The organism is Rhizobium sp. CF142, from assembly GCF_000281145.1.
Lineage (GTDB): Bacteria > Pseudomonadota > Alphaproteobacteria > Rhizobiales > Rhizobiaceae > Rhizobium.
Map to the genome: position 1 here is coordinate 26,288 of NZ_AJWE01000110.1, position 23,107 is coordinate 49,394.

25 protein-coding genes are annotated in these 23,107 nt (G+C 60.2%); 21 read left to right on the top strand and 4 right to left on the bottom strand.

All coding sequences use genetic code 11. The features are described 5' to 3' along the window. Positions 1–588: 588 nt before the first annotated feature. Entirely contained in the window at positions 589–1,080 is a 492-nt protein-coding gene (locus PMI11_RS26810; RefSeq protein ID WP_007823573.1) for a hypothetical protein, read from the bottom strand. Positions 1,081–1,650: 570 nt separating this feature from the next. Further along, entirely contained in the window at positions 1,651–3,021 is a 1,371-nt protein-coding gene (locus tag PMI11_RS26815) for an MmgE/PrpD family protein (protein WP_007823574.1), read from the bottom strand. A gap of 112 nt (positions 3,022–3,133) precedes the next feature. Between PMI11_RS26815 and PMI11_RS26820 the strand changes: the two genes are divergently transcribed. From PMI11_RS26820 to PMI11_RS26850, 7 genes are read left to right on the top strand one after another with little or no spacing between them, the layout of a single operon-like run. Next, positions 3,134–3,439: a (2Fe-2S)-binding protein gene (locus PMI11_RS26820; protein WP_007823575.1), complete on the top strand. Its 306-nt coding sequence runs from the start codon at positions 3,134–3,136 to the stop codon at positions 3,437–3,439. Continuing rightward, entirely contained in the window at positions 3,436–4,812 is a 1,377-nt protein-coding gene (locus tag PMI11_RS26825; protein ID WP_007823576.1) for an FAD/NAD(P)-dependent oxidoreductase, read from the top strand. Before PMI11_RS26820 ends, PMI11_RS26825 begins: the two co-directional genes overlap by 4 nt. Continuing rightward, entirely contained in the window at positions 4,809–5,960 is a 1,152-nt protein-coding gene (locus tag PMI11_RS26830) for an NAD(P)/FAD-dependent oxidoreductase (RefSeq protein ID WP_007823577.1), read from the top strand. Before PMI11_RS26825 ends, PMI11_RS26830 begins: the two co-directional genes overlap by 4 nt. A gap of 27 nt (positions 5,961–5,987) precedes the next feature. Then, positions 5,988–6,869: a substrate-binding periplasmic protein gene (locus tag PMI11_RS26835; RefSeq protein WP_007823578.1), complete on the top strand. Its 882-nt coding sequence runs from the start codon at positions 5,988–5,990 to the stop codon at positions 6,867–6,869. Positions 6,870–6,928: 59 nt separating this feature from the next. Next, positions 6,929–7,708: an amino acid ABC transporter ATP-binding protein gene (locus PMI11_RS26840; RefSeq protein ID WP_007823579.1), complete on the top strand. Its 780-nt coding sequence runs from the start codon at positions 6,929–6,931 to the stop codon at positions 7,706–7,708. Then, entirely contained in the window at positions 7,701–8,351 is a 651-nt protein-coding gene (locus PMI11_RS26845; protein WP_007823580.1) for an amino acid ABC transporter permease, read from the top strand. The genes PMI11_RS26840 and PMI11_RS26845 overlap by 8 nt, the downstream gene beginning before the upstream one ends. Then, positions 8,348–9,070 (top strand): amino acid ABC transporter permease, encoded by a 723-nt coding sequence (locus PMI11_RS26850; protein WP_007823581.1) that lies wholly within the window; start codon positions 8,348–8,350, stop codon positions 9,068–9,070. Before PMI11_RS26845 ends, PMI11_RS26850 begins: the two co-directional genes overlap by 4 nt. A 575-nt stretch (positions 9,071–9,645) precedes the next feature. On the opposite strand, the gene PMI11_RS26855 is transcribed toward PMI11_RS26850, so the two are convergent. Then, a complete protein-coding gene (locus PMI11_RS26855; RefSeq protein WP_007823584.1) occupies positions 9,646–9,999 on the bottom strand; it encodes a hypothetical protein in 354 nt (117 codons plus the stop codon). A 98-nt stretch (positions 10,000–10,097) separates the two neighbouring features. Here PMI11_RS26855 and PMI11_RS26860 point away from each other — a divergent pair, with 98 nt between their 5' ends. The 13 genes from PMI11_RS26860 to virB11 are packed head-to-tail and all read left to right on the top strand — an operon-like array spanning position 10,098 to position 20,225. After that, positions 10,098–10,637, top strand: coding sequence for a hypothetical protein (locus PMI11_RS26860; RefSeq protein WP_007823585.1), 540 nt, complete (start codon positions 10,098–10,100; stop codon positions 10,635–10,637). Positions 10,638–10,640: 3 nt separating this feature from the next. Next, positions 10,641–11,303, top strand: a complete 663-nt coding sequence (locus PMI11_RS26865; protein ID WP_007823587.1) for a lytic transglycosylase domain-containing protein — start codon at positions 10,641–10,643, stop codon at positions 11,301–11,303. Further along, a complete protein-coding gene (locus tag PMI11_RS26870) occupies positions 11,300–11,599 on the top strand; it encodes a TrbC/VirB2 family protein (RefSeq protein ID WP_007823589.1) in 300 nt (99 codons plus the stop codon). Before PMI11_RS26865 ends, PMI11_RS26870 begins: the two co-directional genes overlap by 4 nt. A gap of 6 nt (positions 11,600–11,605) precedes the next feature. Then, entirely contained in the window at positions 11,606–11,944 is a 339-nt protein-coding gene (locus PMI11_RS26875; RefSeq protein WP_007823591.1) for a type IV secretion system protein VirB3, read from the top strand. After that, entirely contained in the window at positions 11,937–14,303 is a 2,367-nt protein-coding gene (locus tag PMI11_RS26880) for a VirB4 family type IV secretion/conjugal transfer ATPase (RefSeq protein WP_007823594.1), read from the top strand. Before PMI11_RS26875 ends, PMI11_RS26880 begins: the two co-directional genes overlap by 8 nt. Further along, positions 14,300–15,001 carry a P-type DNA transfer protein VirB5 gene (virB5, locus tag PMI11_RS26885; protein WP_193385633.1) on the top strand — a complete coding sequence of 234 codons (702 nt, stop codon included), beginning with the start codon at positions 14,300–14,302 and terminating at the stop codon, positions 14,999–15,001. The genes PMI11_RS26880 and virB5 overlap by 4 nt, the downstream gene beginning before the upstream one ends. After that, entirely contained in the window at positions 14,998–15,231 is a 234-nt protein-coding gene (locus PMI11_RS26890; RefSeq protein ID WP_007823597.1) for an EexN family lipoprotein, read from the top strand. Before virB5 ends, PMI11_RS26890 begins: the two co-directional genes overlap by 4 nt. A 3-nt stretch (positions 15,232–15,234) precedes the next feature. After that, the gene (locus tag PMI11_RS26895; protein WP_007823599.1) at positions 15,235–16,167 is read left to right on the top strand and encodes a type IV secretion system protein; all 933 of its coding nucleotides are present in this window, start codon (positions 15,235–15,237) and stop codon (positions 16,165–16,167) included. Between the two features lie 39 nt (positions 16,168–16,206). After that, entirely contained in the window at positions 16,207–16,491 is a 285-nt protein-coding gene (locus PMI11_RS26900; RefSeq protein ID WP_007823601.1) for a hypothetical protein, read from the top strand. 1 nt (position 16,492) lies between these two features. Continuing rightward, positions 16,493–17,164: a virB8 family protein gene (locus PMI11_RS26905; RefSeq protein WP_007823603.1), complete on the top strand. Its 672-nt coding sequence runs from the start codon at positions 16,493–16,495 to the stop codon at positions 17,162–17,164. Continuing rightward, a complete protein-coding gene (gene virB9 / locus PMI11_RS26910) occupies positions 17,161–18,018 on the top strand; it encodes a P-type conjugative transfer protein VirB9 (RefSeq protein WP_007823605.1) in 858 nt (285 codons plus the stop codon). The genes PMI11_RS26905 and virB9 overlap by 4 nt, the downstream gene beginning before the upstream one ends. A gap of 8 nt (positions 18,019–18,026) precedes the next feature. Then, positions 18,027–19,202, top strand: a complete 1,176-nt coding sequence (gene virB10, locus PMI11_RS26915; protein WP_007823608.1) for a type IV secretion system protein VirB10 — start codon at positions 18,027–18,029, stop codon at positions 19,200–19,202. A gap of 6 nt (positions 19,203–19,208) precedes the next feature. Then, entirely contained in the window at positions 19,209–20,225 is a 1,017-nt protein-coding gene (gene virB11, locus PMI11_RS26920) for a P-type DNA transfer ATPase VirB11 (protein WP_007823611.1), read from the top strand. 78 nt (positions 20,226–20,303) lie between these two features. On the opposite strand, the gene PMI11_RS26925 is transcribed toward virB11, so the two are convergent. Further along, positions 20,304–21,254 carry a S1/P1 nuclease gene (locus tag PMI11_RS26925; protein WP_157179703.1) on the bottom strand — a complete coding sequence of 317 codons (951 nt, stop codon included), beginning with the start codon at positions 21,252–21,254 and terminating at the stop codon, positions 20,304–20,306. 586 nt (positions 21,255–21,840) lie between these two features. Here PMI11_RS26925 and PMI11_RS26935 point away from each other — a divergent pair. Then, positions 21,841–23,106, top strand: coding sequence for a metallophosphoesterase family protein (locus PMI11_RS26935; RefSeq protein WP_007823615.1), 1,266 nt, complete (start codon positions 21,841–21,843; stop codon positions 23,104–23,106). The last annotated feature ends 1 nt before the right edge of the window (position 23,107 follow it).

The window sequence follows — 23,107 nt, forward strand, 5'->3', positions numbered from 1 at the left end:
ACGATTGGAGCGCGTTCTTCAACAGTTGATAGACGAGGCAATTCTCGAGGCCGAGAGCAAATTGAAGGCAACGCGCAGTAACGACCGGGGAAAACAGTAGCGTTGCAGTTCGCATGCTCGGGCAACTGTTGACGTGAGACGCGGGCCAACGATCCTAGCGATTGCGAGGGGAGGCGGACCGGCCCCGAAAGCGGAACGTGAGGTCGTGGGGCAGTCGGTCCCGCTTCTCCTCCGGACCGCTCACGCTGAAGCTCCTGCGGCTGCCCTTCCTCAAGCCCTCGCGTGGCGCGAATTCCCGCTTTCGCGCGCTGTCTGCGCGCCGCTGTGCAGAAAGCTCCGATATGCTTCATTGTCTTTTGACCGATCCTGTCGGATCGGAACGGGGGTGATACGCGTACCCACGGGGCGATGCCTGCGATCCGCTTTCACAAGCGTGTGCATCGGACGGTCGAGCGCGACCTGCACTCAGGACACCTGACCTGCGGTGCGACCGCCATTCTCGTGCAAAGCCCTCTCGATCCTCTGACCGTTCACAAAAAAATGCCGATTGTGGCACAACCTCGCAGGCACGAAGGATGCCGGTTATTCCTACTTCCACTCCCAGAGCCTCTTGGAACGGTGCGGTCGCGTAGTGACGATGGCAGCCGGTTCTCCCGTCATTTCAAAGTAGCGGCCGGCATCTTCGGCATCATTCACGCCAACGAAGATCATCTTCATCGAACTCTTGAGTGGTGCGCCCCTTGCGCGATGTTCGAAGCTGATCACAGCATGCGGATACTCCTCATTGAGGCTGATCATGGGCTCGCCGGTCAAAGCAATGTGGCCTTGCATCGTTAGGAACGACGAGATCCGCTGCTGGGCGAGCTCTGGCGATACCTGAACATTTCCCTTCGCCGTCCGGGCGTAGGCAATCGTATCCGTTTGCCCTTTCTGCCTTTTTGTTTCGTAGGCGAGGAGGGCCGCACCCATCGCAAGCTCAACGTGCAGGTCGAAGGTTTGATAGCGATCAGGCCGTTCGAACAGATCGTTCAGCCTTGCCTTCAAATCTTGAACATAGTCGGCATAAAGCGAAGCAATCATAATCTGTCCATAACAAGGGCACGAGCCCACGAAATTTCGTCGCTGCAACGACAGTATCTCAGCTTGGGCCTGAGAAGACCGCCTTCCAGCCATTGATATGTGCTGGTACTGCCATAACGGGGCAGGGCAATGCAATCTGAGAGAATGCAGCAACCACAGCCTAGATCGGCTCCGGACGCGATATCACGGCTGAGCTCTTTTAAGGCCAGCTCAGCACAAGTCCGGTCGGCTAACAGGGTGTATACTGCCTCCCGAGATTTCGATCACGCATGCCCCGCCCATCGGGCGGGGCTTTTCACAACGCAGCCCGATTGCTTTCGCCTTAAACAGCCTCGGGGCGCAGATGGAAGGACTAGCATTGTCTTGCTGATTTGATCGGGCAGGGGTTTATAAGGATGTCATCGTAAGCGTATCCGAGAGGCAGCATGGTGCAGTAGTTCGACTTTTTTCGTCGGATGAGAACAAGTCGAACACGGCGTCCGCGTCGGCCAAAGCCAAGGCAGGCCGGCCGAATGCTGCAAGTGAGGTGATGTCACGTTGTTCGGCCGGCTTTAGCCGAACAACGTGATACTATGGCTCCCCCGCTCTCAGGGCGGCATAGAGGTCGGAGGGCTCACGATCAATGCCCAGCCGGCCTGCTGCCTCAAGCAATGCCATGGCCTGCTTTTTGTCAAAAGGCGATTTCTCCATGAGAGCCAGGAATTTAGTCTCAAGCGCTTCAGGGGTGAGTGGGTTCAGCGGCTCCCCTCGTGGTGACAGCACTTCTTGCTGGTCGAGCTGGCCCTTCCCCACGATTGTCACGCGCGCTGGGGTCGATGCCGGAAAAGCGTGCTCATAATTCTTGGAGCTCACAAGCTTGATACGCCGGGCGAGCGCGACGACTGCGGCATCACCGAGATGTTCCTCCTTCAGTGGCAGCAGCGCCTGTTCGCCATGCACGAGCGCCAGCGCCATACAGAAGGGGATACTGTATTGTGCGGCCTCGCTCGTGGAGGGGTCCGGCAGGTTGGGCAAGGACAGCGCCCGTTCGAAGGTTTCCACGAGGATCGTGTCGATGTCGCAGCTGCTTAGCGACATGCGAACCTGAAGGGTTAGCGCCGCGTCGATCGCAGCATGCGCCCAGCGGCAACAACTATAGAGCTTGAAATAGGCACTCTCGATTGCCCATGCGTCTCCCGGTACGCCGACAAGGCCCATCCTGACGTAAGCATCGGCGTCATCCAGCATGTCGATCGGTCCTCGATGACCCGCATTAGCCAGTATCACGGCCTGGATGCCGTTCGCCGTCGCCCAGGGTATGCCTTCCTTCACCGTATGGCCGATGCGGGTGAACCCGGTAGCGGCCTGAGATGTCGATGTCTGGCCAGAGATCGCGAGCGCGTGACTCATGGCGTCTGCGGAAACCCCATAGAGCCACGCGGTTGCCGCCGCGACGCCGTATCCGCACCACAGACCGCTGTCGGTGGTTCGAAGCATACCGATCTCGCGGGAACTCGATACACGGACCGCCACCTCGTAGCCAAGCGCGATGGCGGTGAGGATTGCGTCCGCGCCTGCTCCCTTGTGCTCTGCGCAGGCCAGTACCGCAGGAATGATGGCAGCGGCCGGATGGCCGGAGGCCTTCCTGTGGCCGTCGTCAAGATCGAGTGCGGCCGCGTAAGTTGCGTTGACAAAGGCGGCTCCGACAGCGGTTGAGCGCCGCCTGGAAAACCAGATGCCGCAGTCTCCGGATCCCCAAATGAGTGGGGCGCTTTTCAGGGAAGCCTGTCCAGCTCTGGTTGCTGCTCCAGCCGCCGCTGCTCCGATCGTGTCCGCAAGCGTTCGCCGGGCGGCGTCCAGCACGCGGGCCGGCGCGGCCGAAACGGACGTGCACATCGTTGCAAGACGATCGATCACGAAGGCCGTCTCGTCGCGCTGATTACTCTCACAGGTAGTAGTCAAGTTTCGAACATCCTCAGTTAGAGCCCAATTGCCTGAATAATTGTGAATGTATAAATTCATATTGTGGATAAAAAGCTTGTCAATATGAAATCGGGAATGAGGAATTTCAGCCATGGATTTGGTGGGAAGCGGCCGGGTAGGGCCGGATCTGCGCGTAGGAACTGCAATCAGCATCTTCATCGATGGCCTACGGGTACGCGCGCGCCTGGGTGAAAGCGTGCTGACGGCAATGCGATCCGATCCAGGTCATGTCCGCAACTTTGAATTTATGGACGAAGCTCGCGCCGGCTTTTGCCTGATGGGTGCCTGCCAAGACTGCTGGCTTTGGCGCGAGGACGGTGAACGTCTTCGCGCGTGCACCAGCCTGGTCGATGCCGGCATGCGGCTCCTGACCCGATCGCCGGAGGCGCCTCGATGAAACCGTTTCAGCCAATCGTGATTATCGGTGCCGGTCCGGCCGGCATCGCCGCGGCCAGGACGCTTGTGGATGCCGGCCTCCGTCCGGTCGTGATCGATGAAGCCCGGTCAGCGGGCGGCCAGATATTCCGCAAGCCCGAGCCGGAGTTCTCGCGATCGCTGAGCGATCTCTACGGCTTCGATGCGAAGCGTGCTCAGGCGTTCCGCGCTGATGTGGCCGATCTCAAGGCTGCCGTCGAATACCATGCCGAAACAACAGTCTGGAGCGCCGAACCCGGCGCACTCCATCTGGTAAACTGCGGGCGCGCCTTCGTGCATCACTGGTCGCGCCTAATCATCGCAAGTGGCGCTATGGATCGTGTCGTGCCGATGAAGGGGTGGACGGCTCCCGGTGTCTACAGTCTGGGCGGCGCGCAGATCGCCCTCAAGGCGGAGGCATCGTTGATCGGCCGGACTGTCGTGCTTGCAGGCACTGGGCCGCTTCTCTACCTCGTCGCCTATCAGTATGCCCGGGCCGGAGCGACTGTGCCGGCCGTCCTGGAGACCGCGAAACCCTTCAACGATCTGTCAGCCCTGCCGGCCCTGGCCTCCGGCGGTGCCACATTCGCCCGCGGGCTCTATTTTATTGCCTGGCTTCGTGCACACGGTATTCCGGTGCTGACAGGTGTTGTTCCCGTGGAGGCGACGCGCGGGGGTGATGGCCGCGTGAATGGACTAGAGTTCTACTGTGACGGCCGGGATATGTTCCTTGCTTGTGATGCGCTTGCCGTGGGGCATGGTCTGAAAGCGGAGACACAGATCGCCGACCTCCTCGGCGTCGATTTCCAATTCAACGCACAGCAGAGACAGTGGCTGCCGAAGGTCGACATTGACGGACGCTCGTCACTCCCGAATGTCTATCTGGCAGGCGACGGTTCCTCTGTTCGTGGCAGCGTCATCGCCGCCGCAAGCGGTAGGCTCGCGGCCGCGGCACTGCTTCGGGATGTTTCACATGAGGAAAAAGGGCCTTCAGGGCGCGACCGGGGCCTGATCGGACGAGCGGCACGCTTTCGCAACGTTCTCGATCGCGTCTTCCCCTTTCCGTCACACATCGCCGAAACATTGCCTGATGAGACCATGGTCTGTCGCTGTGAAGGCCTCACGGCAGGTGACATCCGCCGGACTGTGATCGAATCCGGCGAGTCGGACATCAATCGTATCAAGGCATTCTGCCGGCTCGGCATGGGGCGATGCCAGGGACGCATCTGCGCACCGGCCGCCGCCGAGCTCATCGCGGCGACTGCCCGGGTCGATATCAGCGCGGTCGGCCGCTTGCGCGGCCAGGCTCCGATCAAGCCGATGGCGCTCAAGCATCTCGCGGAGATCGGCGGATGACTGCGTCCTTCGACATTGCGATCGTCGGCGGCGGTCTGGCCGGCTGCGCAGCGGCCCTGCATGCGCGTCGTATGGGTGCCTCCGTTATCCTGCTCGAACGCGGCCGCTGCGGAGCCCAGGCGAGCGGCGTTAACTATGGCGGTGTCCGCCAGCAGGGGCGCCACCCGGCGGAACTGCCCTTGGCCCGCCGTAGCCGCGCGATCTGGAGCAATCTGCAGAGCCTGGTCGGCAGCGACTGCGAATTTAGGGCGACGGGTCATCTGAAGCTTGCGCGAAACGATGCGGATATGCATGACCTCGCAGCGCACCGGGAGCTGCTTGGATGCCATGAGATTCATTCCGAAATTCTCGAACCAGCCGAGCTGCGCCTACGCTTTCCGTATGTTGCGCCAATCTATGCCGGAGGCTCTTTCTGCGCGGAAGACGGCCAGGCCAATCCCCGTCTGGTCGCGCCAGCCTTCGCTCGCGCCGCCCGCGCGCTCGGCGCCGACATCCGTGAATGCTGCCCCGTCGAAGAGATCCGGGTGTCGGAGCGGGGGTTTCTGCTTTGGCTGCCCGGGGATCTGTCACCCGTCAGCGCACAGCGGCTCATTAACACCGCCGGCGCCTGGGGCGCTGCGATCGCGGCATCGCTCGGCGACCAGGTCGAAGAAGCGGTGATGGCGCCGAACATGTGTGTGACGGAGCCCATCGCACCCCTGATCGGCCCCAATCTCGGGATCTGCGGCGGCGGCATCTATATCCGCCAGACAGGGCAGGGAAGCGTCGTCTTCGGAAGCGGTCTCGGCACTGCCGACCGGCACCAGTTGAAGGCACGCCCCCTTGCGGAGGTTACATGCGAGGCGGCCAGGCTCGCAATCGCGATGGTCCCCGCGCTTGCCAATGTCCTGCTCGTCAGGACCTGGACAGGCATCGAGGGCCGCATGCCGGACGGTCTGCCCGTCGTCGGCCCGAGCCCCAGACTCGATGGGCTCTTTCACGCTTTTGGCTTTTCGGGTCACGGTTTCCAGCTCGGACCGGCAGTTGGTGCCGTGCTGGCCGAGCTTTGCCTTGAGGGTCACTCACCAACAGAGATCGATGGGCTTTCGATGAGCCGTTTCGAGAAGTGGCCCGCCGCCTCGGACGCGGCGGGTCTTCATTCAGCCTGACAACCATCCACAAAAGAGGGAACAGACATGCAGCATTTCATTTTCGGATTGCTTGGTGGTGCCATCGGGATCGCCGTCGCGCTCCAACCGGATCCATCGGCGGCAACCGACCCGGCCTATCATCTTGCCGAAGCCGGGGTCCTATCGGTCGCCATTACCGGCGACATGCCAGGCCTGGTGGCACGCGACGGCAAGCTTGCCGGTTATGACGGAGATATCCTGCAGATCGCCGCCGAACGGCTCGATCTTAAGATCAAGCCGGTGCCGATGGAATGGTCCGGCGCGATCGCCGCCGTGCAAACCGGCCGCGTCGACATAATCGGCGGCAATGTCGCTTGGACGAAGCAGCGTGCCGAAACGCTGTCTCTGACCGACCCGACCGGTTATTTCCAGAACGGCATCACCTCGCCCAAGGCGGCGGCTTGGCACGCGTTGAAGGATCTGGAAGACCGCAAGGTTGGATCGATGACCGGCTTCTCCTTCCTGCCGGAACTCCGGAAGATCAAGGGTCTCGAATTGTCTCTCTACGACAGCTCGGACGCTGCGCTGCGCGATCTTCTCGCCGGCCGCATCGAAGCGCTCGTCGGCGACCCTCCGGTCATCGACTACGCGCTTGCCAAGAATCCGGACTGGGGGCTCGTCAACCTGCCTTTCACCGACAACAATCCGGATTATCCACTGCTGACCGGCCTCGGGCGGCAATATGTCTTCGGCCTGTCGAAAGACAACGCGGCGCTCGCGGCAGCGCTGAATGCGGAGATCCGCGACCTCTGGACCTCCTGCACGGTCAACGCGATCGGCCAACGCTACGGCAACGTCAGTCGAGCGAACTATACCCCATCGGTCGAGAACTTCCGGATTGGCGTTGATCGGCCGACCGACTGGTCGCCGCCTGTCTGCGGGAATTAGCCGCGTCGCGGCCCGGCAGCCGGCCGCGCAAGTTCCTCTCATTGTTCAAGGAGGCGGACATGACCGCCGAATATCTTCTCGAGGTCACCGATCTCGGTAAGTCCTATGGCCATCACACGGTCCTGAAGGACGTCTCCTTCGCCCTGCGGCGTGGCGAACGTATCGCGCTGATCGGGCCAAGTGGATCGGGCAAATCGACGTGCCTGAGAGCCATCAACTATCTCGACCCGCCGACGGCAGGCGACATCCGGCTGGAAGGACGCACGATCGGCCGCCGGAAAAACGGCGGGCGCATGAGTGACCTGGAGCTTGCGCCGCTGCGGGCCGAAATCGGCATGGTGTTTCAGCACTTCCACCTGTGGCCGCATCTGAGCGTGCGCGCCAATGTCGCACTTCAGCCGCAGAAGGTCCGGGGCGTTTCCAGGATTGAAGCCTCGCGCATGGCCGAAGAGATGCTCGCCAAGGTGCATCTCTCCCACAAGGTCGACGAGGTCCCCCAGCGGCTGTCCGGAGGCCAGCAGCAGCGCGTCGCAATCGCCCGTGCGCTCGCCCAGCAGCCTAAGCTGCTGCTGTTCGACGAGCCGACGTCTGCACTCGATCCTGAACTCGTCGGCGAGGTCTTGACGGTCATCAAGGAGCTCGCCGGCGAGGGCAGGGCGATGGTGCTCGTCACTCATGAAATCGCCTTCGCGCGCGAGGTCGCCGATCGCATCCTCTTTCTGGACTTAGGGCGCATCGTCGAGGAGGGGCCGGCCCGGCGCCTGCTCGATCATCCGCAGTCGCCGCGCCTCAAGCAGTTCCTGGCAAGCCTCTCGCAAAGGGGGCAATGCGATGGATAGCGCACTTCTTGAAAGGATCGTCGACGCGTTGCTGGCGGGATTGGGCGTAACGGTCGAGGTGACGGCCGGAGCGCTGATCGTGGCGCTTGTGATCGGCCTCGGCCTCGCAACGGTCGACTTCCTGGCGAAAGCCCGCATCGTACATGCGCTGATCCGGATCTATATCGAGGCTCTTCGCAACATCCCGAGCCTGACGTTCCTGTTTCTCCTGTATTTTGGGCTCGCGGCTGTCGGGATCCGGCTGTCCTCCATGGTCGCCGCGGTTCTTGGCCTCGGACTGATCGGCGGAGCGATTTCCGTCGATATCTTCCGTTCGGGCTTTCAGTCGGTTCCCGTCGGCCAAAAGGAGGCTGCTGCTTCAATCGGTCTGACGCCGCTTTTCTCCTTCTGGCTCATCGTCCTGCCGCAAGGCCTGCGTCTGTCGCTGCCGTCTGTCGGCAACTATGCCGTCGGTCTCGTCAAAGATACTTCACTCGTTGCCGCCATCGCCGCGCCGGAGGTGATGTTCAACGCCCGGCAACTGGTGAACGAGACCTTCGAAACGGGCCTGATCTACGGGTGTACCGCGCTTGTCTATCTCGCCCTGACGATGGCAGTCGCCAGATCCCTATCCTTCGTCGAGCGCAAGCTGGAGACGCCATGATGTTCTTCGATACAATCCTTGCCAATGTTAGCGACTGGGGGCCGCGCATGCTCACCGGCCTGCGCACGACGCTAGTCCTGACCGCTGGCGCCTTCTGCTTGGCGTTCATGCTGGCGCTGCTGCTTGAATATCTCCGCTCCCGGCGGCTGGCGGCGGCCCGGTTGGCGGCGCGTCTTTACATTGCCTTAGCGCGTGGAGTGCCGATCCTCGTCATTCTCTATCTTATCTACTTCGCGTTGCCCGGCGGGGGTGTTACCTTGCCGGCGCAGCTCTCGGCAGTGATCGGCCTCGCTCTCGTCTATGCGGCTTATCTTGCGGAAGTATTCCGCGCCGGGCTCGATGCCGTACCGGCGGGGCAGCGCGAAGCCGCATTTGCGACCGGATTGACACCCATTCAGACATTCCGTCTGATCCTGCTGCCGCAGGCGGTCCGCCACACAATCGCGCCGCTGGTGATCAACCTGGTATCGATGTTGAAGGACAGTTCGATCGCCGCATTGATCGCCGTTCCCGAACTGACGTTGGTGTCGAGGGAGATCATGTCGGAGAGCTTCCTGCCTTTGCATGTCTTCGCCTTGACTGCTCTGTTCTACTTCCTGCTCGCCTGGCCTGCCTCGCTTGTCGCCCGCGCCATCGAGCAGCGCCTTCAATACCCGTCGGCAAGGGCCTCGCCACCAAAGTCCCTCAATCGGCTGAAAACAGCACAGGTGTCGTCCTGATGGACGGCGTTTTGCGGCACGATCGATGCCGGCAACGGTACCGACCGAGCGCGGGCGCGGCATTGCGGGCACGCTGCTCGTTCATAAGCTTGCTGGCGCGGCGGCGGCAGAGGGCATGTCACTTGAGCAGGGCCGGAGGCACTTCGTTTCGTCATGTTCTCTACACGACCTTCCCTTCGGCGAGGCGCTCGCCCGCTTGTAGCCGTGAATTGAGCCGCGCAGACCTCTCTCGAGACACGCCTTTAGGTCCTCGTAAACAGAAAAATAGGGCCGCCGGAAGACCGGGGCCCTTTCAGGTGCGAAGGTCAAAACCTCCAGAGGGGAACAGCCAACGCGATGGCATTGGGAGGAGGCTATCAAATGCGTCAGCCGACACCCTGTATGCCTGTGTTTTACGAAGTGCGCAACTATTTATTGTGCATTGCGCATTGCGGCTGTGTGGCCGGCGGAACCTCCCTATGCGGCCCAACCGAAATCACTGCCGTGGACTGTTCCTCAATACCGGAGTTGTCACCCGAGATTATTCGCCCTCATCGACGTTAACTGTCGAGAAAGCGTCACAATAAGTGCGGATTCTACGTGCTTGTGAAAGCGCTCAACTTCTGCCGAATTTCCTCGGAAATCTCGAATTGACGGGCAGTTCCCCGGCCCATGGAATTCGTCACCATGGTTTCTTTGAGCATTCCCCGCCTTACGAGGAGATCGACCGTCTCCTTTGCCCCACTCCGTGTCAACTCCGTAACTTCTACGATATTTGAAAGAGTTAGCTTCTGGTGGGCCTGGGTCATTGTGTAGAGGATCGTCATCATGCCGATCTGTTTCAACCGCGCCTGCGGGGTCTCGTCCTCAAGCGGATGGTCAAGGATCTCATGGAGGATGAGTCCGGAGAAGGCAAGATTGTGCCACTGTCTCTTGAGCGCTCTTGTCATGTTATTTAACTGTGTTATATACGTCAGTTAAAAGGCGCTTTCCTGGAGCACGACACTGCTTCCGCAGTGCGCCGCCATCGTCTCGGAGGGTCAAGTCCATGAAAAGCCTTCTGCTGAATATCCTGCTTTCGATCTCGTACATGTTACCACCCTACCTGATTTCCACCAGCAATGCGCGGGCTGATGATTGGGGATGCCAGGTTATCCTGTGCCTTTCCAATCCAGGGGGGCCAATCCAATATGCGGAATGCCGGCCGCCGATCCAGAAGCTTTGGAGTGAGCTTGCAAAGGGCAACTCGTTTCCAACGTGCAGCGGCGTCGGGTTTCATAGCTCGGGCCCCGGTTACGAGCCCTATTTTTGCGATGCAGGCTATCGGTTGTCGGGCAGCTACGGACCGCGGGGTCAGGAGGCAACCTGTGTCTCGACCTCGCTCCAGCGTGTGAGCAATTCGCTTTGCACCTATGATCGCGACAACTACGATAGCGAGACCAACTCGGTGCTGTCACCACGCTGGCAGCGCGAAGGCGGTCGACTTCAGTGCATGGGTTATCCAATCGCGCGCCCGAACGTGCGGCCGCAGCCGCATTACGTCGACGTGACGATAGACGGCGTCGGCCAGCAGCGCGTCTGGTACTGAGCGATGAGTGCCGTGTTCGTCGATATCGCACAAAGCTGCGCTCCGATGGTTCAGGTGGAGATGCTGGCCGGGGTCGTGAGCCTGGAAAGCAAGTTCCTTCCCTTCGCCATCCGCATCAATAGCGGTAATCCGCTGCCCTCGCAGCCTGCGAGCAAGGCTGAAGCGATCGAGCTAGCCACGTCCTTGATCGCCGATCATCAGGACATCCAGATCGGGCTTGGCGGGATCGGCGTCGAGGAACTTCGCAAACTGAATCTCTCCGTTTCTGACGCCTTCGACCCGTGCCGGAACCTCAAAGCGACTGGAACCCTTCTCGATGGCTACTACCGTCTCGCTTTGAAAGTCGGCGCCGATCCGGCGCAGGCGGAGAATGTGATGCTGCAGTCCTACTACGGACGCGACGATCCGACCGTCGGGGCGATGGTTAGATATGACGAGCAAGTGCGCAGGGAGGCAAAGCGGCTTTCCCAGACACTCGCATCTCTCAACATTGCGGAACCCGATGAGGATATCGTCCATGCCGGGCAACCTCGCGATCAACTGGCCCAGCCTCTCCCAAGACAAGTCTCTCAAGCCGAAGAAGCCGCATCATGGGACGTATTCAGTTCCAGATGGCGATCATCGGTTCTCGTTTTCCAGAATGACCGATTGGAGCAAAGCGAATGATTTCCCGAAGCAGCCTTCGACCCCTTGCCGCCACCACGCTCATGGCGTTCGCCATAATTGCCTGCCTCGTCGAACCGGCCTTCGCCCAGTCCGCCGGCATCGAGACCGTGCTGCAAAACATCGTCACGATGCTCACGGGCAATGTTGCCAAACTGCTGGCGGTGATCGCGGTGATCATCATCTGCATCGCCTGGATGTTTGGTTATATGGATCTCCGCCGCGCCGGCTTCTGGATCATCGGCATCGGCGGCATTTTCGGCGCCACCGAACTGGTCAACACCATCGTCGGTGGCTGACCACCGATGGCGAGCGCTCCTACCCTTGAGGAAGACACGTTGTTCCTGGCCTGCACGCGCCCGGCGATGATTGCTGGCGTGACCATGGAAGCGATGGGCATCAACATCATGCTGACGACCATCCTCTATATCATCGCCGGGTCGATCGCCTACGCGCTCATCGGTGTCGTCTTCCATCTCGTCTTCCGGGCGCTCGTCAGGCATGACCACAACATGTTCCGCATCCTGCTCGCCTGGATCGAGACCCGCGGCCGCTCGCGCAACGCCTCCTACTGGGGTGGTGCCACTCTCTCACCCTTAAAACTTGTCCGGCGCTACGATGAAAGGGACCTGAGCCTTGCCTAGCATCGCCACGCTGCAGTCCCGCGAGCTCGGGCCGGAAACCTTCATCCCCTATGTCCGCCACGTGGACGAGACGACCATCGCGCTCGATTCCCGCGCGTTGATGACCGTGCTCGTCCTTGAAGGCATTTCCTTCGAGACCGCCGATATTTTGGATCTCAACAGTCTGCACCGCAGCCTGAACACGCTCTACCGCAATATCGCCGACGAGCGATTGGCGCTCTGGACGCATGTCGTCCGCCGCCGTGACAACGACTATCCCGAGGGACACTTCGCCAATCGCTTTTCCGACGACCTCAATGCCAAGTATCGGGAGCGGATGGTGCACGAAGAACTGTTTCGCAACGACCTTTATCTCACCCTCGTCTGGTATCCGAGCCGAGACCCTGCCGGCAAAGCCGCCAATCTTCTCTCTCGCCTGCGCAAGGCGCGCCGATCCGGCACCGAATTGGACGAGACGGCGCTCAAGCACCTTCGTGACAAGGTCGTCGACGTCACTGCCGGGCTGAAGCGCTTCGGCCCCCGTGTCCTCTCCCTCAATGATCAGGACGGAATCCTGTTCTCCGAGCCGAGCGAGTTTCTCCATCAGCTTGTCGGCGGACGCCGGGAGCCGCTGCCCCTGACGGAGGGCCCAATCTCATCGGCAATTTATTCGGATCGGGTGATCTTCGGCCGCGAGACGGTCGAAATCCGCCACGAGGCGCAGACCCGCTATGCCGGCATGTTTGGTTTCAAGGAATATCCGGCGACAACGCGCAGCGGCATGCTCGACGGCGTCCTGACCGCGCCGTTCGAGCTCATCCTGACGCAGTCCTTTGCCTTCACGTCGAAGGCGGATGCGCGCACGATCATGGGCCGCAAACAGAACCAGATGGTGAGCGCTGGCGACAAAGCCGCCTCCCAGATCGAGGAACTTGGCGAGGCGATGGACGATCTGGAGTCCAATCGCTTCGTGGTAGGAGAACACCATCTCGGCCTCACGGTCTTTGCGCCATCGGTCAAGGAACTGACCGATCATATGGCCAAGGCACGCGCGCATCTGACCAGCGGCGGCGCGGTCGTTGCCCGTGAGGATCTCGGGCTGGAGGCTGCCTGGTGGGCGCAATTGCCGGGCAATCTCCGCTATCGCGCGCGCTCGGGAGCGATCACCTCCCGCAACTTCGCAGCACTCTCGCCCTATCACTCCTATCCGACCGGCCAGAAAGGTGGCAACGAATGGGGACCGGCGGTCGCGATGCTGAAGACCGCTTCCGGCTCGCCGTTCTATTTCAATTTCCATCACAGCGATCTCGGCAATAGCTTTGTCTGCGGCCCATCGGGTGCAGGAAAGACGGTGCTCCTGAACTTCATGCTCTCGCAGCTCGAGAAGCATGATCCGCATATGGTCTTCTTCGACAAGGACAGAGGCGCCGACCTGTTCGTCCGCGCCGCCGGCGGCACCTATCTGCCGCTCAGGAACGGTGTCACGACCGGCTGCGCGCCGCTGAAGGCGCTCGATCTGACCCCGGAGAACAAGATCTTCCTGACGCGCTGGATCGGCAAGCTGGTCGGAGCGGGGAGCCGAGAACTGACCATCACCGAGCTGAGGGACATCGCTTCGGCCGTCGATGATCTGGCGGACCTTCCTGTCGAGCGCCGTTCCATCGGTGCGCTGCGGACCTTCCTCAACAACACCGATCCCGAAGGCATCGCGTCGCGGCTCCGGCGCTGGGAGAGGGGAGGGCCGCTCGGTTGGGTTTTTGACAACGAGACTGATGACATCGGGATTGGTGCCAAGTTTATCGGTTACGACATGACTGATTTCCTCGACAACGAGGAGATCCGGACGCCGCTCATGGCTTACCTGTTCTATCGCATCGAGCAGGTGATCGATGGTCGCCGGATCATCATCGTCATCGACGAGTTCTGGAAGGCGCTGCAGGACGAGGGTTTTCGCGATCTGGCGCAAAACAAGCTGAAGACGATCCGCAAACAGAATGGGCTCATGCTGTTTGCAACCCAGAGCCCGCGCGATGCGATCGTCTCACCGATCGCCCACACGATCATCGAGCAATGCCCGACACAGGTCTTCCTGCCGAATCCGCGCGGCGACCGCGCCGACTATATCGACGGCTTCAAGCTGACCGAACGCGAATTCGAGCTGATCTCGCGCGAGCTTTCCGTCGAAAGCCGGCGGTTCATCGTCAAGCAGGGACACAACAGTGTCGTCGCTGAGCTCAACCTCAACGGTTTTGACGATGAACTCGCGATCCTTTCGGGCCGGACGGCCAATGTCGAGCTGGCAGACGCCATCCGGGCCGACCTCGGCGAGGGGCGCGAGGATTGGCTTTCAATCTTCCAGCAACGGAGGAGGGCAGGTTGATGCGGATGAATACGATCAGGAGCGTCATTCTATCAATGGCCTTGCTACTTTCCGCTGACATTGCGCATGCCCAGGGGATTCCGGTCATCGACCAGACGTCGATCGCCAAGCAGATCGAGAGCATCACTCAGCTCAAGGCCCAGCTCGATGCTCTGAACCAGCAGCTCCAGCAGGCACAGCAGCTTTATGGTTCGCTGAACAAGATCACCAACATGGCCGACGTCGCCAGTCTGCTGAACGATCCTTCGATCCGCAAGGCGCTTCCGCAGGACTTCAATGCCATCGAGGGTCTGTTCAAAGGCTCGGGGACCGGTGTTTTCGGCGCTTCCGCCTCGAAATTCCTTCAGGACAATTCCACTTATCGGACCGACTCCAACGATTTTTACGCGCAGGAGCTTTCGCGCATCCAGAACCAGAATGCCGGGCAGATGAGCCTCGGCCAGCAGATCTATGACGCCGCCACCAAGCGTATCGACGGCATTGACCAGCTTCGCCAGCAGATATCGAGTGCGGCCGATGCCAAGGATATCGCCGATCTGCAGGCGCGCCTGCAGGCCGAAACCGCCTTCCTGCAAACCGACGTTCTTCGCATGCAGGGCCTGCAGATGGTCCAGCAGGCACAGGTTCAGGTCGATGACCAGCGAAAGGCCGAGGACTGGCGCCAGCGCATGGACACCATGGGAGCCGCACTCAAATGAAGTGGTTTTGTTTCGGTGCGGCGATGCTTCTCCTGGCGGCGTGCTCCCCTGAAAAGGAGAGGGTTTACACCGTCGATGAGTTGGTCGCCGACGAGGTGATGCTGGCGAAGATCATCGGGGAATGCCGCAATAATCCCGGCGTGCTCCACGATAGGCCCAATTGCCGCACCGCCGAGGCCGCCGACGCCAAGCTGCGCCTCGAACGCATGCGCAAGTCGCTCGGAGGTTGACCAATGTATGAGGTGTTCAGCTTCGTCGACGGGCAGTTCAAGGCACCATTGGAGAACTTCATTTCATCCGGGACCTCGAACATCGCCAATTGGATCAGCGGCCCGCTGACCGCAGCGCTCACGCTCTATGTCGTGCTCTATGGCTACCTTGTGCTTCGCGGTTCCGTGCACGAGCCGATCCTCGAATTCGCCTTCCGGGCGATGAAACTCGCCATCATCGTTATGCTGGTGAGGAACGCCAGCGACTACCAGACCTACGTCACCAATATCTTCTTCGACACCCTGCCTCACGAGATATCGCAGGCGCTGAATTCCGGCACCGCGCCGAGCGCCTCCACCTTCGACAGCCTGCTGGATAAGGGGCAGAAATGCGCCTATGAGATCTGGTCCCGCGCCTCCTGGCCAGTCGATATCGTGACCGGCGTCGGCGGCATGCTGGTGATCGGCGCAAGCTTCCTCGTCGCCGCGATCGGCTACATCGTCTCGCTCTATGCGCGCCTCGCGCTCGCCATCGTTCTGGCGATCGGTCCGATCTTCATCGCACTCGCCATGTTTCAGTCGACGCGGCGATTTACTGAATCTTGGATCGGCCAGCTCGCGAACTTCGTCATCCTGCAGGTGCTGGTCGTCGCGATCGGCTCTCTGCTGATCACCTGCATCGACACGACATTCACAGCGATCGAAGGCTACCGCGACGTCATGATGCGCCCGATCGCACTCTGCGCCATCTGCATCGCCGCCCTCTACGTCTTCTATCAGCTGCCCGGTATCGCTTCGGCGCTCGCCGCCGGCGGCGCATCGCTGACCTACGGCTATGGCGCCGCCCGTGACGCGCACGAAAGCACGCTCGCCTGGGCCGCCTCACACACAGTGAGTGCGGTCGGCCGCGGGACCCGCGCCGTTGGCCGGCGGCTGACACCGAACCGGGCGGAATGACAGCCTCGCTATTCATGACATTGGACAGGTTATTTTTAGATGATCCGTATGTTTTTATCACTTTTGCTGACCGCGAACCTCGCCGGCTGCGCTTCGATCTCCCACCCACTCCCAAAATGTGATGGCTATTCTCGCCGGCCGCTCAACCGCTCCATGTGGCAATGGGAGAGCGATGGCAAAACGAACCAGACGACCATCGGAGCTATCCCCGCGGACCCGGCGCGCCATGTTGCTTCCTTTGCAGACGAACCCGCCTCGGTGACGCCTGCTGCCTTCACACATTTCGATATCGCCGGCTCCTACCGTCCCTGCGAGAGCAAATGACATGGTGAGCACAGATAGTCTGAAGAGCTATTTCGAGAAGGCCCGCCGGTTCGATCAGGACCGGCTGATCCAGGTCGAGCGTTCAACCCGTGTCGCCTGGTGCGTTGCCATTTGCGCCAGCATCATCGCCGTCGTTTCCGTCTTCGCCATCGCCTGTCTCACGCCGTTGAAGACTGTGGAGCCGTTCGTCGTGCGGGTCGACAATTCAACAGGCATTGTCGATGTGGTCTCCGCGCTGACCTCGACTGCCGGCACCTACGACGAGGCGGTGACGAAGTATTTCGCGGCAAAGTATGCGCGCGCCCGCGAAGGCTATGTGTCGAGCGAGGCCGAGGACAATTTCCGGACCGTGGCGCTGTTGTCGACCCAGCCCGAGCAGACCCGGTTTGCCGCCGCTTACCGCGGCAGCAATCCGGATTCGCCACAGAATATCTATGGCAGGAGCGCAACCTCGCGGATCAACATCGTCTCGATCTCGTTGATCAACGCCAATGTGGCTTCCGTCCGATACATGCGCACCGTCACACGCGGCGATGATGTACGCACCACGCATTGGGTGGTCACGCTCACCTTTTCCTATGTCAACGCTCCGATGTCTTCCACAGACCGGCTGGTGAATCCCCTGGGCTTCGTCGTCAGCGACTATCGCGCCGATCCGGAGGCCATCAATTGAGACTGCATTTCCTCATTTCCATTGCCCTGGCTGCCGGAGTTTTTTCGCCGGCGCTTGCGCTCGACACGCCGCGTAGTGCCTCACAGGATAGCCGCATCCGCTTTGTCGACTATCAGCCCTACAACATCACGAAGATCGTCGGCACGCTCAGATCGTCGGTGCAGATCGAGTTTGCAGCTGACGAGGAGATCGCTCATGTGGCGCTGGGCAACAGCGTCGCATGGGAGGTAGCGCCCGCAGGCAACATCCTGTTCCTCAAGCCCAGGGAAAACCAGCCGGTGACGAATATCTCGGTCGTGACAACCAGACGCGACGGCTCCCCCCGCAGCTACCAGATGGAACTCACTGTCCGGGACGGAAGCGTCGAAGCCGGGCAGAACACCTACTTCTATGTAAAATACCGCTATCCAGCCGATGAAGCAGAGCGGCGAAAGCTGGAAGCCGCCGCCCGCGTCCAGGCAGCGCAAGCCGGAGAAGCCGATCGCGTCCTTTCCCTGCACGAGGCCTATGGACCGCGCAACTGGCGCTACTCGGCGCAAGGCGCGCAGGCGCTTGAACCGCAAGCCATCTACGACAACGGCAAGGTCACGACCTTCGCCTTTGTCGGCAACCAGGAAATGCCGGCGATCTATATGGAGAACTCCGACGGCACCGAAAGCCTGGTCCCGAAGTCCGTCGACGGCAATCTCGTGCTGGTCCACGTGATCAGCCGCAAGTTTATTCTGCGCAGAGGCGGCGATGTCCTCTGCATCTTCAACGAGGCTTACGATCGCGTCGGCATCAATCCCGAGACGAATACGACGTCGCCGTCGGTTGAGCGGGTCGTCAAGGCTGAGCCCCGCGCAGCGCAATAGGAGGTGTCATGGCCGAGGAAGAAATCACCCAGATCCCTGGCGAGCGCGCCGAGACGTCGACGGGTCGACGTCTCGACAACAATCCGATCCTCAAGCGCGGCGCCGTCGCTGTCGCAATTGTCGCCTTTGTCGCCTTCGCCCTCTGGTCGATGCGCGGAAACAACAAACCGGCCGATGGAGCGCGGCCCGAGCGGGTCGTCATCCGTCAGACATCGGATTTCGAGCCGGCCAAGGAGCCGGTCCAGCCAGTGACGACGCCCACAGAGGTCCGACTCCCGACGCCCGTCGTCACCGAGCAGGCGCCTACTGATGACGACAAACTGCTGGACGCCGCGCGTCGCGCGCCGGTCATGGCCTATGGTGCCGGGAAAACGCCGCCCGCCAGACGACAGCAGGATGATGCGAACACCGACCCCAATTCGAACTATGTTCCGCTTGGAAATACTCCGGGCAGCTTTGCCGGGCAGGGCGAAAACGAAGACCAGCGGTTCAACCGAATGCTCACGCCGACGCAATTGCAGGGCTCGCGCGCCGGCACGCTCGGCAATCGCGACTTCATCGTCGCAATGGGGACATCTATTCCCTGTGTGCTCGAGACGGCGCTCTCTTCCGACCAGCCGGGATTCACCAGCTGCGTCATCAACCGCGACATTCTGTCGGACAATGGCCGCGTGGTGCTGATGGAGAAAGGCACGCAGGTCGTGGGCGAATATCGCGGCGGTCTCCGTCGTGGGCAGAAACGTCTGTTTGTCCTTTGGAACCGGGCAAAGACCTCAAAGGGTGTAATCATCACTCTGGCGTCGCCGGCGACCGATGCCCTTGGTCGTGCTGGCGTCGATGGTTATATCGACACGCATTGGTGGGAGCGTTTCGGCAGCGCTATTCTTCTGTCGATCGTTGGCGATGCGACCTCCTATGCTAACAGCCAGCTTCAGGACAGCGACGTCGAGGCGCAAAACACGACAAGCGCCGGTCAGCAGGCCGCGGCGATCGCCGTGGAGCAATCGATCAACATTCCGCCGACGCTCGAGAAGCACCAGGGGGAGCTTGTTTCGATCTTCGTGGCGCGCGATCTCGATTTCTCCAGCGTCTACCGGCTTCGCGTCAAAGAACCCCGCAATCGCATCTACGATCGCGCGGTGCTCGGTGACTTTCGCCCGGCTTCAACACTTGTGACAAAGTAGGCTGCGATGACTGAGGCGGCAGACTCCGGCGTCGTGCGAGAATTGCTGCACCCGCTTTCGCGGTTCCTTCGCGACAAGACGCTCTATGAGGTCATCGTCAATGAGCCCGGCAAGGTCGTCACCGAGGGGACGGACGGATGGCAGGCCCACGACATACCCGAACTGTCCTACGAGAGACTGATGCGGCTCGCGCGAGCCATCGCAAGCTTCTCGAATCAGTCGATCGATGAAACCCACCCGATACTGTCGGCGACCCTGCCCGACGACGAGCGCATCCAGATTGTAATTCCGCCGGCGACCACGAGGGGGACTATCAGCGTCACCGTCCGTAAGCCATCCTCCGTCACCCTCAATCTTGATGACCTCGATTTTGGAGGACTGTTTGCGGAGGTCGCGCGACCCGGGGAAGCCGACCAATCGGTTCAAAAGCTATCGGAATTCTATCGGAGCGGTGCCTATAAGCAATTCCTCCGAGAGGCAGTGCTCGCACGAAAAAACATCATCATCTCGGGCGCTACCGGTTCGGGCAAGACGACGCTATCCAAAGCGCTGATCCGGTATATCCCTGAGAGCGAGCGCATCATTTCCATCGAGGATACACCGGAACTGGTGATCCCGCAGCCGAACCACGTGCGGCTCTTCTACTCGAAGGGCGGCCAGGGAACGGCGAAAATCGGTGCCAAGGATCTGCTCGAATCCTGCCTGCGCATGCGGCCCGACAGGATCCTGCTGCAGGAGCTGCGCGATGGGACGGCCTTCTATTATATTCGCAATGTCAATTCCGGCCATCCTGGTTCGATCACGACGGTCCACGCCGATTCCGCACGCCTCGCCTTCGAGCAACTGGCATTGCTCATCAAGGAGTCGGAAGGTGGTGGAGACCTCGACCGGCACGACATCCGCGAGATGCTGACGCTTGCGATTGATGTCATCGTCCAATGCAAGCGGATTGACGGACGATTTCGTGTGACCGAAATCTACTACCGGGGTGCTTACGAGGCGGAAAAAAATAACGCGGTCTGATCGACGGTTGGTGTGCGGCTACAATCTTTGTCGCATTGTAGTATTTTTCGAGCATGCTACCTGTCCTCTTGGATAGGTTTAAATCTCCCGGTAGTCCTGGCGGATGTCGACGGATCGCTTTGGCTGGCCCTGTTTGTAGACAACACGGTCCTGCGAATATTGGCAGCTGTCGCCAACCTCGATGCAGTACATCACGTCGGGGCGCAGGGTGATCTGAAAGGACTCGTTCGCCCACTGCCAAGGGTCTCCGCCGACGATGCCCTTTTCGTCGGTAAGCGTCGTGTTCGCCTGAAGACTATCGACGGCGCGATAGGTGATCGTACGCTTTCCCCAAGTTTTCTTGAAGTCGGCACGCTGTCTGACGTGTTCGAACAGACCGGATTCCAGTAGGCAATTATCCCACACGGCGTGAAGGTTGTCGGGCTTCGGGGAAGTTCCGCCACACTTTCCCTGCAGGTCGGCCACGATCCAATTTCCACCGCGGTCATCGGCAAACGAGATATGTAGGGGCTGGTGAATGTCGCCAACCCAGTGGCCGATCGCCATCAGCGCAAATACCCGTTCCTCGTTGGATTTCGACGTGTCCTTGAGAATGTCTAGGTCTCGCCTGATACCTGAGAGCACGCACTCGCCGTTTGCCGGGCAACTGCCGTCTACGATCGACTTTGTTGATCTCTCGACGTTTATGAAGTGATCGTCAGGATGTTGGCGAGGCATCTCATCTTCTTCGAGGCATCTGAGATTGAAGCTCGTGTAGTGGCGATTGGGGAGCTTTCCGCGCCCCTCGACGTCGATGCCGCCTTTGTCGATCTCAAAAAGCGTGCGGAGTTCCTTTCGTGTCGCATCGGTGAAATTGCGATAGGCGAGATCGCATACCGTCAGGTGACCGAATTGACCCCAGGCGTGTGCGGGCGCAGTGACCCCGAACAATGATGCGGCGAGGATGCAGGCTCCCGATATCAAGTTGAAAACGCGCATGTTTACCGATCCCTCATGGTGAGAACAGCAAGCATCAAGCGCCGCGCACAAAAATGCTCGGTGCGTGTGGTCTCAAGTTGAATTGAAAAAACCGAAATGTACGTGTGTAAAGCCATATAACTCGTATCACGAGTGCTGAAGTTGTCAATACGTCCTGTTTGTGGCGATGCAATACTTGCGGTATCCGGAGGAATACTCGGGCCGCGGTCTGATTGTGGACAATCGCGTCTGGTTCAATTCTCGTACCCCGGCCAAATCTATCGCCGCCGGGATTACATGATCGAAGACTCGAGGATATCTGCAATCCGCGGAGATACCCGGACGAGAGTTCATTTTCTTCTTTCGTCAGTGGAGTTGTCGTCACAATCTAGGCGACGACCGCTGCCAGCATCTATCTAGCCTGGACAAGCAGGCAGAGGCCCAGGCCGCTGTGCTGACCGGGCCTTCCCATTGGACCTCTACGTCACGTTCTGTCCGTCAATCCCCAGGTACTCGTCCTGACCCGATGCCCAGCGTACTGACTGCTGTCGCAAAAAATCGAGCAACTTACTGTGGATACAAGAACAAAACAAGAATATTAGCTGGCGCGGACGCGTGGGAATGGCTACGAAGATCGACCAACAGATGAGGCTCTGCATTGGTCTATCGATTCATCCACACCGCCGACATTCATCTCGATTCCCCGCTGAGAACGCTGGCCCTACGCAATGCCGAGCTTTCAGAGATGATCGGCTTGGCGACCCGACGTTCGTTTGTTCGGATCATCGATCTTTGTCTGGAGGAACAAGTAGACGCGTTGGTCGTCGCCGGCGATCTCTACGATGGCGACCAAACGTCGATGAAGACGGCACGGTTTCTAGCCGAGCAGCTTGCGCGCCTGCACCAGGCAGGCATCAGGGTGTTTATCATCCGCGGCAACCATGATGCGCTTTCTAAAATCACCGCCGAACTTGTAATGCCTGAGACGGTCAAGGTGTTCGATGCCGTGGCTGAAGCCGTCGCCATCGACCGCGCCCCCGGCCATTTCCCCGTCGCAATACACGGACTGAGCTTTGCCAAGCCGCAAGCGCCCGAAAGCCTCCTTCGACACTATGCCCTCCCTGTTCCGGACGCAGTGAACATCGGGATCATGCACACCAGTCTCGGAGGCTCGGCGGGGCACGATCTATATGCCCCGTGCAGCGTCCCCGATCTACGGCAAGCAGGGTTTCGGTATTGGGCTCTTGGCCACATTCACAAGAGGTCGTCAGTTGAAGATGCGTCTTGCGCGATTGTCATGCCCGGCATACCTCAGGGACGCGATATAAACGAGGATGGTCCCAAGTCCGTCTCCCTCGTGACAATTAAAGATGACTGCTCGATCCTCATCGAGGAGCGCCAGACAGCCGTCGCCCATTTCGGGAGATTGGTCGTGGACATATCCAAAGCAGGTGACTGGAAGGATGTGATCCTTCAAGCCAAAGGCAGATTGGAAGACCTTTCTTCGACGGTCTCGGCCGACCATCTCGTCGCGCGCATCGAAGTCACCGGGTCGAGCGAACTCGCCTGGCGTATTCGACGGGATACCGATCTCCTAAGGACTGAGCTAGACACGCACGGTGCGGCAATCGGGAATGTCTGGATCGAAAAAGTCGTGACATCCCCAGTTGCGCCCCGGCGACCGGATGCACGACCGGGCGCGTTGGATGAACTTGCCGCGATCATCGACAGCGAGATCCACGGCTCGACTGAATATCGCGAGGAGGTACGCTCGATCGCCGACGAACTGCGGGGTCAGCTCCCGGCAGAACTCCGGGATATCTTCGGCAAGGACGAGGCGTCTTTCGAAAACCTCCTAGCGCAATTCGCCCAAGACGGTGCGTCGCAGGTCTTGGCGCGTCTGCGTGGAAGCGAAGGAGAGTAGT